The sequence below is a fragment of the Pseudomonas sp. GL93 genome (genome assembly GCF_003408955.1).
Classification (GTDB): Bacteria; Pseudomonadota; Gammaproteobacteria; order Pseudomonadales; family Pseudomonadaceae; genus Aquipseudomonas; species Aquipseudomonas paracarnis.
In genome coordinates this window covers 1-11,539 of sequence record NZ_NKRF01000121.1, presented here as the reverse complement: position 1 = coordinate 11,539, position 11,539 = coordinate 1, and the positions used below count along the sequence as shown (strand labels likewise).

Sequence of the window (11,539 nt, the reverse complement as noted above, 5' to 3'; positions counted from 1 at the left end):
TCATTTGAGAGTGTGGAGCAACTGGCATCAGGCTTAGAGGATTACATCACCTACTACAACCAAGACCGCATAAGCCTCAGACTGAATGGCTTGAGTCCGGTACAGTTTCGGACCCAGGCACTAAATCAATAGCGTCTCCTGTCCAACTTTTGGGGGGCAGTTCACGTTGGGGCGGAACCCTAAGTGGCCGTTACCGCAGGAATGGATATGTACTCGGTCTGACACCCTGTGTCGGCTGGCTGGCCGTCTTCGCAGGCCAGCCAGCTCCCACAGTTGGAACGCGGGGCGTCAGGTGGATAGGTGGCGGCTGGCTGGCCGCCATCGCAGGCAAGCCAGCTCCCACATATTGCAGCCGTTCATCACAGGGTGTAGGCGATGCCCACCTGCACAGTTCGCGGTGCACCGGGGTAAGCGTAGATATTGCCGAACGCGCCTTCTTCATACTCACGGTTGAACAGGTTCTTCACATCCAGGTTCAAGCGCACCTGCTCATTGACCTTGTAGTAACCGAGCAGGTCGACCACGGTATAGGCGTCCATGGAGAATGCCGTATTGGCGGTCTGGCCGGCGCGTTGGTCGACGTATTTGCCGCCGGCGCCCAGGCCCAGGCCTTTGAGCGCGCCGTCCTGGAACTCGTAGACGTTGAGCAGGCTGAAACTGTTGCGCGGGATGTTCATCAAGCGAGTGCCGGAGCGCAAAGTGTTATCACGGGTGACTTCGGCATCCACGTAGGCATAGCCGCCGATTACGCGCCATTCGGGCGTGAGGTTGCCTGCCACATTGAGGTCGAAGCCCCGACTGCGCACCTGGCCAGCCGCGACACTGAAGGTATTGTCCACGGGGTCGGTGGTCAGCACGTTTTTCTTCTCGATCTGATAGATCGCCGCATCAACGCTCAACTGCCGGTCCAGCGCCTCCCACTTGATACCCATCTCGTAGGACTTGCCTTTCTCCGGCGCAAAACCACCACCTTCCCGGCTGGCGCCAGTGTTGGGTTTGAACGAACGTGCGGCGTCAGCATAGACCGCGACGGTGTCGGTGAGGTCGTAGATCACACCCACGCGCGGGGTGACGGCGTTGTCGGCGGCCTGCCAGCTTTTACCAACATAGTTCTGGTAATCATGCTCAAAACGCTCAAAGCGCGCACCGGCCAGCACTTTCAAACGTTCAGTCAGGGCAACCTGGTCCTGCACGAAGGCCGCGTAGGTCTTGAGGTTTTCCTTATCGTGGGTCGGCGTTCGGGTCAGCGCCGGACGGGTTTGACCGTACACCGGGTTAAAGATGTCAATTGGATAGGTGCCCGCCGCGGCGCTGGAGCGCTGGATAATCGACTTGTAGTCGTAGTCCTCGTACTCGATACCGGTAAGCAAGGTGTGATCAAACCCGCCCGTGGAGAAGTGCCCAGTCAGGTTGAGCTGATAGTCCTTGTCAGTCCATTCCAGCTTGCGGTAGTTGAAGTTGCGTTGCAGGGTGCGGCCATCGGCGCCCAGGCTGCCCGGCCCGTTGGCTTCGATGGCATTGCCTTTCAAGCTGCCGTCCAACCACTGGAAACCGCCGCCCAGGGCCCAGTTGTCGTTCAGTGCATGCTCGAAACGCAACTGCGCCATGTTGTTGTCGTTGTGCAGCTTGCCAGCGTCCTTGTCGCCCCAGAACGTATCACGCGAGGGCGTGCCTCGCTGATTGGGGAAGCGCGTCAGGCCACGGTCCAGCGGGTGGTTGTTGCGCATGAAGTCGCCTTCGAAGGTCACCTTGGTGTCATCGGTGGCCTGCCAGGTGATCACCGGTGTCACGCCGTAGCGTTCCGTCTCGACATGATCGCGGAAGGTGTCGCCGCCCTCGCCCACTACGTTCAGGCGATAGGCCAGGCGGCCGTCCTCGTCCAGCGGGCCGGAGGCATCCAGGGTGCCGCGCTTCATGCCCTGGTCATTGAGCTGGCTGCCCAGGGTGACGGTGCGTTCGGCCAGCGGCTGCTTGGACACCACGTTGAAGGTGCCACCTGGGTCGCCACGGCCGTAGAGCATGGTCGCGGGGCCGCGCAGCACTTCAAGACGCTCGATGGTGTTGGCGTCCGGCATGTTCGGGTAACCGCGGTTGATCGGGAAGCCGTTGCGGTAGAACTCACCGGTGGTGAAGCCGCGCACGGTAAAGGTGGTCAGGCCCTGGCCGCCGAAATTATTGGCACGGCCCACACCTCCAGCGTAATCGAGGGCATCCTGCAGGCGCGTTGCACCGAGGTCTTCGACCACGTCCCTGGACACCACGCTGATGGACTGCGGGGTTTCATGAATGGCAGTGTCGGTGCGCGTCGCACTGGCTGAGCGTGTGGCGTGGTAGCCCTGCACGGGGCCTTGGGCCGACTCAAGGTCCGCGGTCGCGGTCACATTGGTGGCTTGCAGCTCGATACTGGCATTCTCGGCAGGCACTTGCTCTGCCCACACGAAAGGGGAAAACGCCTGGAGCACACAGATGGAAATCAGGGTACGACGCATGGGTGTAGAACCTAGTGAATAAGCCAGATGGGGCGGCAAACCTGCCAAGAATTCGCCGCGCATCATATATCAGGGCATTCTCGTTTGATATCGGTTCTCATTTGTTATTTTTTGCGTATCTGCTGTGTGTCCAGTGGATAACGCAAAAACCACAGGCGAAAAAAAGCCACTCAATCGAGTGGCTCATGCAACGCGCAGGCGTACCTCAGCGATAGCGTTCCAGCCAGTGCGCGTAAGGCGCCGGCAAGGTCCAGGAGGACTTGTCCACGCCCAGCTCCTTGGCAGCAAAGTAGGCCCAATGCGGGTCAGCCAAATGTGCGCGCCCCACCGAAACCAGGTCCAGGTGCCCGGCCTGCAGTGCGCCTTGCGCCAGTTGCGGCGTGCCGAAGCCCCAAGCCGAGGTCACCGGAATACCGGCTTCACGGCGTACACGCTCGGCGATTGGCCCCATGAAAGCTGGGCCCCATGGGATGTTGGTGTCAGGAATGGTAAAGCCGACGCTGACGCTCAACAGGTCCAGGCCACCGTCCTTGAAACGGCGGGCCAGTTCAATGGACTCGGTGAGGGTCTGCTCATCACGGCCGTCGTATTCGATCACACCGAACCGGGCGGTGAGCGGCAGGTTTTCCGGCCAGACTTCACGCACCGCAGCCAGGGTTTCGAGGAGGAAGCGGCTGCGGTTGTCGAAGCTGCCACCGTAGGCATCGGTACGCTGGTTGGAATGCTCAGAGAAAAAGCTCTGGCCCAGGTAGCCGTGGGCGAAGTGCAGTTCGATCCATTCAAAGCCGGCATCGCGAGCGCGGCGGGCCGCGTCGACGAAGTCCTGCTGCACGCGGGCAATGTCTTCCAAGGTCATGGCACGCGGTACGTTAGGCAGGTTGGCACCGAACGCGATGGCAGAGGGGGCGATGGTTTCCCAGCTACGGGCATCAGAGGCCGGGATGTGGTCATCACCTTCCCAAGGGCGATTGGCACTGGCTTTGCGGCCGGCGTGGGCGATCTGGATGCCCGGCACCGAACCTGCGGCCTTGATGGCCTTGACCATGGGCACGAATGCCTGGGCGTGGGCGTCGCTCCAGATCCCGGCGCAGCCTGGGGTGATGCGTCCTTCAGGGGCGACCGCGGTGGCCTCAACCACCAGCAGGCCGGCGCCACCACGGGCCATGCCGGCCAGGTGGACGTGGTGCCAGTCGTTGACCATGCCGTCGTCGGCCATGTATTGGCACATCGGTGGGATAGCAATGCGATTGCGCAAGGTCACATCTTTGAGTTTGAACGGTTCGAACAAAGCCGACATTGAGAACTCCAGGAAGGGGTGGGTGATTCGATAGTTCGATGGTAATCGAACTATGGTATTGAGCGCTACCCCCCTGTTATGATCCGCCCCATGCGAGCCTTCAAACACCCTACCCCGCAAGAATTGACGCTTGAGCGTGTGCTGTACGCCTTGAGCGACCCCGTGCGCCTGGACATCGTGCGCTACCTGGCCAACGTGCCAGAGGCCACCTGTGGCGAACTGGACGGAGGGCGGCCCAAGTCCAGCATGTCCCATCACTTCCGGGTATTGCGCGATGCCGGCCTGGTGCACACGCGCAATGTGGGCACCACCCATATGAACTCGTTGCGCCGTGACGAGCTGGAAAGCCGCTTCCCTGGGTTGCTGGCGAGCGTTCTGTCACAGCACTAGACGGCACGCGTCAGGACAAGACCGCTTGTAGCAATGCGCCGTCCAGGTGCACACAGTCCTTGCCATTGCGCTTGGCGCCGTACAGGTTCTTGTCCGCCATCTTGAGTACGGCCGACAACTCGTCGCCCGGCGAAAAACGCGCCATCCCTGCACTGCAGGTGTAATGGTGCGGCGCAGGCACACTGCTGCGGATCGCCTGCAACAAGTCCAGGGCATAATCACAGGCCACCTCCACATCGTCGCCCTGCAATAACACGCCGAACTCTTCCCCGCCGATCCGTCCAAAGCTGTAGCTGCCCTTGGCGTTTTTCAGGCACAGGGCCATGGCGCGCAGGATCTTGTCCCCCACGTCGTGGCCATACAGGTCATTTTTTTCTTTGAAACTGTCGATATCCAACATGATGAAGTAGCCGCCCTGCTCCCCACCGAGCAACTTCTCGAAGCTCTGCATAAAGGCGCGCCGGTTGAGGATGGACGTCAGGTAATCGGTCTCGGCCAAGGCGCGAAACTCACTTTCCACCAGCAATACCGAACGCAGGTTCTTCAAGTAGGAATAACTCAAGATAAACCCGATGGACACCGACGCCGCGCAGAACAGCAGCAAAAACACCTCGGTGCCAGCATCTATATCCGCCTGCATGGGCGGCCACAGGATCAGCCAGATCAATAGCGCATCGGCTAGGTAATCCTGGACACTGATAAACAAGATCGCACTGCCCACCACCAGGGTCACGGCTAACGGCAAGCTATAGATACGCAACTCTTCATTCAGACGAATCAGATAGGCGAAGCCGACGGATAACAACACCATATAGATGACCCCCAGCACTCGCCAGAGCAGAAAGTTCGCGGTGGTCGCATGTACCCGGCAAACAATCAGCAGGCCCACCGTGACGCCCAACATATAAAGATCCAACTTCAGGGTCGGCGGAATCAGGAGCATGCCGACCCAGGCAATGATCCCTACCCATTCGGCTTGGGTCACCGCAGGTGACAACAAACTGCGCATTCTGGGCCGCAACTTCAAGTTAGCAGGCATCCTTACGCTCCCATCTCAATAGCATGCAGGCCCATCGCAAATGAAAAGGCCATGAACCGCTTTACCAGGCTGGCAAAGGGTGGCAGAACTTCCAGCCGGGTTTTGGAGTGGGCTTTGAAATAACCCTTTTCAACCCCCTCCTGCACCATACGGATAATGTGGGTCTTGGACACGGAAAGTTGCTTGGCCAAGGCCAGGTAGGAAGATGACCGGAAGGTGGCGCGGTCGTTCTCAGGGGCAAAGGCGTCGTTGTAGATCGCCAGCATCAACAGATGGCCGGCGTCGCGCTTCACCAGCCAATAACATTCGGGCAGCAAGACATCCACCGTCAATTCGGCCGCGAGAATCATGGCAAAACCCTTGAAATAGAGCGCCAGGAACTCGCGGTCATCCAGGTCGCGCATCTGCCGGAACACTTCCCTTTCGGGGTAGAGCAGCGCCAACGACTCAGTGAGGGCGGTGAGCATCAACCGCGCTTCGCGGCAGGCTTCATCCGAGGGTGCATACACCCTGAAGCGACTGTCTTCGGGGTGCGGCGCAACCTCCATGAAACCCAGGGCCCGGAACAGCAAAAAGATCGATTCCAGGCTGTTTTTCGAACAATATTTGCGCGTTACGCACAAGGCTTTAACTTCTGCCAACAACGGCAGCGGTGTGGAAAAGTATTGGCTCAATAATGCAAACGACACCATCAAGCGGCTGTATTTAAGGGCACTCTTGTAGAAAAACGGTCGTCTCGAATAGGGCACGAGCAGCACGTGGTAATGCGCTCTCATGCACGATTCAAAATCCTTATGACGTTCGAGCGCTTGCGCGGTATTACACATAGCCAACTTCAACGAACTGACACGCATGAAAGAGCCCTGATCATCCAACTTGATGCCACTGATCTCAGCTACGAAATCCCTGCAGCCCGGCCCCAAAACAAATCACTTCAAAATTCCTGCCATTAATGGCTTTTTGCCTCGAACGCAATGTACAGCGATTGCCGGACAAGACGTCATCAGTACCAAAGTTGTTCCACAGTCAAATGCCCCATGGCACACACTTACGCGCAACCTTTGGTTACATTCTCTCCGCCTGGCGGTTAGAGGACTAATCGATTCAGCACCCTGCGAACCTTCCTTCCTCGGCGGCGTCGTAACAGGGGATTATTGCCAACCGCCCGCCGCGAGGTTCTCGTTTGAAAGCTGCCCTTCTGAAGAAATACCGCCTGATCATCAAGACCATGGGCTATGTGGGCTGGGCGTTGTTCTGGCTGTTGTTGTGGGATGTAGCGGTGACGGTGGATTTCATGCTGTTTCTCACCGCCAAGATCAATTTGCCGCTGATGCCCCTGACCTTGCTCGGCTCGGCACTGGTGGTGCTGATCAGTTTTCGCAACAGCAGCGCCTATAACCGCTGGTGGGAAGCACGCACGCTGTGGGGTGCGATGGTCAACAACTCGCGCAGTTTTGCCCGGCAAGTACTGACCCTGCTCGATGACGCCCCTGGTGAGGTGAACCCGGTGAAGTCGACGCTGTTGCGCCGTCACGTGGCTTACGTCAATTGCCTGGCTGCGCACCTCAAGGGCCAGCCGTGCCCGGAAGAAGTGCGAGCCTTTATCCCCGCCGAAGAATTTGCGCGCAACGGCGCCACCAATAACTTTGCCAATGACATCCTCACCGGCTCAGCCTCGTTGTTGGCGCGCGAATACCAGGCCGGGCGCCTGGACAGTATTCGCCTGGCGCGGTTGGAGTCGACCCTGGTGGACCTCTCCAACGCCCAGGGCGGCATGGAGCGGATTGCTAACACGCCACTGCCCTACCCTTATGTGTATTTCCCGCGGCTGTTCATTTCGCTGTTCTGCCTGATCGTGCCGGTGGGGCTGGTGGAATCCCTCGGTTGGTTCACGCCGCTGGCCTCCACAGTCGTGGGCTTCATGCTGCTGGCCATCGAACGCATCGGTACCGACCTGCAAAGCCCGTTCAATTCCAGCGAACACCAGATCCAGATGGAAAGCATCTGCGAAACCATCGAGAAGAACCTGCAGTCGATGCGCCGCGATGCCCTGGTCGGTGACCCGATCGCCTGATTCCCCCTCCTCAAGTGCCAACTCCCTCGGCCGATATACCGAGGGTACGCATGGCCTCGCCTCTCACAAAAACGCCTGCGACACGCAGTAGCCATTTTTCTCCCCTTGCCAAAACTATAAATACCCGCGGGTGAAGTCATGAATATCAAGCAGAAGCTGACATGGGCGTTTGCGGCCATCGCGTGCGTGCCGGTCATCCTGGTCGCCATTATCGTGGTGCTGAACCTGCGCGAGGGTGCACTGGCCAACTTCCTCGACAGCAGCGGCCGCGAGATCCGCCAGATCGACAACGGCATGCAGCAGTTTTTCGACGGCATCAGCCAGAATGTCGACTTCGTCGCCAAGGATCCCCGCGTGATCGCGGCCAAGAACCTGAAGAACTACGCCGGCGCCGATGCAGCGCAAATTCCGCTGACGCCGACCAACACAGAACTGCTGGCGATTTTCGATCAGTTCGCCAAGAGCCACCCCAGCACCGCCTACCTGTCCCTGGGCCTGAGCGATGGCGGCTACGCCAGTTGGCCGGACGACGCCAAACTGACGCAATACGACCCGCGCACCCGCCCCTGGTACCAGGCCGCCATCGCAGCGCCAGGCAAGACCGTGCGCACAGGCGCCTACTACTGGGCCCCGGACGATGTGGTACTGATCGGCACCGTGCGCACCGTCGCGGATGCCACGGGCAATGTGCTTGGGGTGGTTGGCCTGGACGTGTCGCTCAAGCAACTCACCGAGCTGGTGCGCACCATCAAGCTGGGCGACAGCGGCTACCTGATGCTGGTGGAAGCCGACGGCAACGTGCTGGTGGACCCCAGCGATGCCACGCACAATTTCAAGCCACTGGCAGGCCTGGGAGCGAACTACGCCGAACTGGCCAAGCACGGCGGTGGCGTGACCGAGGTGAGCATCAATGGCGTGGCCTACATGGCTAACGTGGTCAGTTCCAAAGACCTGGGCTGGCGCTTTATCGGCCTGATCAAGCGGGACGAAGTGATGGCCGGCTCCACTCGCCTGACGTGGTTGATCGCAGCGATTGCCGCTGTATTGGCCGTAGTGTTCGCAATCGTCGGCGCCAGTTTCGCCCGTGTGATCGTGCGCCCGATTCGCGGCGTGGCCGACGGTTTGCAGGAAATCGCCGAAGGTGAAGGCGACCTCACGCGCCAGCTCAAGGTGCAGGGCAAGGACGAAACCGCCAGCCTGGCCGGCTGGTTCAACCAGTTCCTGAGCATGATCGCGCAATTGGTGCAGCGCATCGGCAACGCCTCCTCAGACCTGCAAACCGCCGCCGCCGACACCAGCGCCGTGGCCAACAATATGAACCAGGCCGCCGGCCGCCAGCGCGAAGCCGTGGAACTGGTGAGCACCGCGTTTAACGAGATGGTCGCCACCGCCAACGAAGTCGCGCGTTCATGCAGCGCCGCCGCCACGAGTGCCGATGAGGGCTATCGCGACGTGCACACCGGCCAGCAGCACATCGGCGAAGCCACCGGCAGCGTGCTCAAGCTCAGCGAAGACCTGCAAAAATCCACACAGACCATGCAGTTGCTCGAGCAAGACAGCCAGAACATCAACACCATCCTCGACACCATCCGCTCGATTGCCGAACAGACCAACCTGCTGGCGCTCAACGCCGCAATCGAAGCCGCGCGCGCTGGGGACCAGGGCCGCGGCTTTGCGGTGGTCGCCGATGAAGTGCGTGCACTGGCGCGTCGCACCGCCGACTCCACCGGCGAAATCGACAGCCTGCTGGGCAACCTCGCCCGCCGCACCCAGGAAGTCACCCAGCAGATGCAAGGCAGCTTGCTGGTGTCCAACACGAGCGTTGCGCGCATCCAGCAGGCCCGCGACAGCTTCGACAAGATCCGTGGTTCGGTGGACTCGATTCGCGACCAGAACACCCAGATCGCCACCGCCGCCGAAGAACAGCACCAGGTGGCCGAAGAGATCAACCGGCATATCGCGCAGATCCACGCCGACGCGCAATTGGTGGAAGGCTTTGCGCACTCGGCGCAGACCGGTTCAGGGCGGCTGACTGATATTTCCGGCCAGCTCAATGGGCTGGTGGGCCGCTTCAAGTTCTGATGCCCGCCCATTAAAAAGCAGCGCTGTACCGTGGCGAGGGAGCTTGCTCCCGCTGGGCTGCGTAGCAGGCCCCTTCTTTTAAACAAAGAGCGGGGCCGCTTCGCGCCCCAGCGGGAGCAAGCTCCCTCGCCACAGGGTACCAGCGGCCCTGCCCATCATCGCAGTACCTGTAACAGTCTATTGCAGGACTCAAATGTACTAACCGGTTACTTATCTTGCTAAAATCGCGTCTTTGCCCTCTCTCACTCGAGTCCATTCGACATGAAACGAGCATCGCGCGCCGCTGGCGTCTCTAGATTCTTACTCCTGGGCCTGGGCGTCGTCATCGCCCTGCTCGGCCTTGCGCTTGCCGTCGGCGGCGCCAAACTGGTCAGCCTGGGAGGTTCCTGGTACTTCCTGCTGGGCGGCGTGGTCATGGCCATTTCCGGGCTGCTGATTGCCCGCTGCAAGCCGGCCGGCGCCTGGTTGTTCGCCGCGTTCCTGGTGGCTACTGCCGTGTGGGCGGTGGCCGACGTGGGCCTGGAATACTGGCCGCTGTTCTCGCGACTGTTCATGTTTGCGGTGATTGGCGTGGTGGTGGCGCTGGTGTATCCATTGCTGGCCGGCAAACCGGCGCGGGGTGCCTATGGCGTCGCCGCCGTGTTGGCGCTGGGCGTGGCGGTGGCGGCGGGCAATATGTTTGTCGCGCACCCAAGCGTTGCGCCCACCGGTGCAGGCCCGGGCGTTACCCCGGTGGCTGCGGCCGATGCACAGAAAGATTGGGCCCACTACGGTAATACTGAAGGTGGCAGCCGTTTCGCCGCGCTGGACCAGATCAACCGCGACAACATCGACAAGCTCAAAGTCGCCTGGACCTACCACACCGGCGACGTGGCCATCAGCGACGGCAACGGTGCCGAGGACCAGCTGACGCCCCTGCAGGTCGGCAACAAAGTGTTTATCTGCACACCGCACAACAACCTGATCGCGTTGGATGCCGACACCGGCAAAGAACTGTGGAAGAACGAAGTCAACGCCAAATCGGCAGTGTGGCAGCGTTGCCGGGGCATGGCGTATTTCGACGCCAGCGCACCGATTGCCCAGCCGACCCAACCCAACAGCTCGCCGATCCTTGCCGCCAGCGTGCCTGCCGGTGCGCAGTGTCAGCGTCGCCTGTTGACCAACACTATTGATGCGCGCCTGATCGCCGTGGATGCCGACACCGGCAAGTTCTGCGAAGACTTCGGCACCCATGGCCAGGTGGACCTCAAGGCCGGCCTGGGCAATGTGCCGGACAGCTACTACCAACTGTCCTCGGCGCCGCTGATGGCCGGCACCACTGTAGTGGTCGGCGGTCGCGTGGCGGACAACGTACAGACCGATATGCCCGGTGGCGTGATCCGTGGCTTTGACGTGATCACTGGCCAGATGCGCTGGGCCTTCGACCCAGGCAACCCTGAAGACAAGCAGGCCCCGACGGGCGACGCCACCTACGTGCGCAGCACCCCGAACAGCTGGGCGCCGATGTCTTACGACCCGCTGATGAACACGGTCTTCCTGCCGATGGGCAGCTCCTCCACCGATATCTACGGCGTGGAACGCACCCAGCTCAACCACAAATACGGCGCTTCGGTGCTGGCACTCGACGCCTCCACCGGTGCCGAGAAGTGGGTCTACCAGACAGTCCACAACGACCTCTGGGACTTCGACCTGCCAATGCAGCCAAGCCTGATCGACTTCACCCCGCCAGGCAGCGACAAGGCCGTACCGGCCGTGGTCATCGGCACCAAGGCCGGGCAGATTTACGTGCTCGACCGCGCCACCGGCAAGCCGCTGACGGACGTGCAGGAAGTGCCGGTCAAAGCGGCGAACATTCCCAACGAGCCCTATTCCCTCACCCAGCCGAAATCCGTGGGCATGCCGCAGATCGGCGCACAAACCCTGACCGAATCGGACATGTGGGGCGCGACGCCGTATGACCAGTTGCTGTGCCGCATCGATTTCAAGGGCATGCGCTACGACGGCCTGTACACCGCGCCGGGCACCGATAAATCCCTGAGCTTCCCGGGTTCCCTGGGCGGTATGAACTGGGGCAGCATTTCCACCGACCCGGTGCACGGTTTTATCTTCGTCAACGACATGCGCCTGGGCCTGTGGATCCAGAGGATACCGTCGCAGAACAAGGCCCA

Annotated in this window: 8 protein-coding genes and 2 pseudogenes; 6 read left to right on the top strand and 4 right to left on the bottom strand. The window is 60.6% G+C overall.

Going from position 1 to position 11,539, the window contains the following annotated elements:
- Positions 1 to 132 (top strand): IS3 family transposase (locus tag CER19_RS25290; RefSeq protein ID WP_133298300.1); only part of this gene is annotated, 132 nt, incomplete at its 5' end.
- Between the two features lie 227 nt (positions 133 to 359).
- Here the strand turns inward: CER19_RS25290 and CER19_RS25285 are convergent.
- On the bottom strand, positions 360 to 2,489 hold the full coding sequence (locus CER19_RS25285; protein ID WP_116668390.1) for a TonB-dependent siderophore receptor: 2,130 nt from the start codon (positions 2,487 to 2,489) through the stop codon (positions 360 to 362).
- Positions 2,490 to 2,694: 205 nt separating this feature from the next.
- Positions 2,695 to 3,786: an NADH:flavin oxidoreductase/NADH oxidase gene (locus tag CER19_RS25280; protein WP_054895667.1), complete on the bottom strand. Its 1,092-nt coding sequence runs from the start codon at positions 3,784 to 3,786 to the stop codon at positions 2,695 to 2,697.
- 90 nt (positions 3,787 to 3,876) lie between these two features.
- Between CER19_RS25280 and CER19_RS25275 the strand changes: the two genes are divergently transcribed.
- A complete protein-coding gene (locus CER19_RS25275) occupies positions 3,877 to 4,176 on the top strand; it encodes a helix-turn-helix transcriptional regulator (RefSeq protein ID WP_003190545.1) in 300 nt (99 codons plus the stop codon).
- A gap of 10 nt (positions 4,177 to 4,186) precedes the next feature.
- Here CER19_RS25275 and CER19_RS25270 read toward each other — a convergent pair whose 3' ends face one another.
- The gene (locus tag CER19_RS25270) at positions 4,187 to 5,215 is read right to left on the bottom strand and encodes a GGDEF domain-containing protein (protein ID WP_165861673.1); all 1,029 of its coding nucleotides are present in this window, start codon (positions 5,213 to 5,215) and stop codon (positions 4,187 to 4,189) included.
- Positions 5,216 to 5,217: 2 nt separating this feature from the next.
- The gene (locus tag CER19_RS25265; RefSeq protein ID WP_169922168.1) at positions 5,218 to 6,069 is read right to left on the bottom strand and encodes a hypothetical protein; all 852 of its coding nucleotides are present in this window, start codon (positions 6,067 to 6,069) and stop codon (positions 5,218 to 5,220) included.
- A 329-nt stretch (positions 6,070 to 6,398) separates the two neighbouring features.
- Between CER19_RS25265 and CER19_RS25260 the strand changes: the two genes are divergently transcribed.
- The 4 genes and pseudogenes from CER19_RS25260 to CER19_RS25250 form a co-directional block, all read left to right on the top strand.
- Positions 6,399 to 7,289, top strand: a complete 891-nt coding sequence (locus tag CER19_RS25260) for a bestrophin family protein (RefSeq protein ID WP_003190542.1) — start codon at positions 6,399 to 6,401, stop codon at positions 7,287 to 7,289.
- A gap of 138 nt (positions 7,290 to 7,427) precedes the next feature.
- Positions 7,428 to 8,507 (top strand): annotated as a pseudogene (locus CER19_RS29505) (cache domain-containing protein); the annotation flags it as partial.
- Positions 8,508 to 8,834: 327 nt separating this feature from the next.
- Positions 8,835 to 9,371 (top strand): annotated as a pseudogene (locus tag CER19_RS29500) (methyl-accepting chemotaxis protein); the annotation flags it as partial.
- Between the two features lie 261 nt (positions 9,372 to 9,632).
- Positions 9,633 to 11,539: PQQ-binding-like beta-propeller repeat protein (locus tag CER19_RS25250; RefSeq protein WP_116668387.1), on the top strand; the 1,907-nt coding region annotated here is incomplete at its 3' end.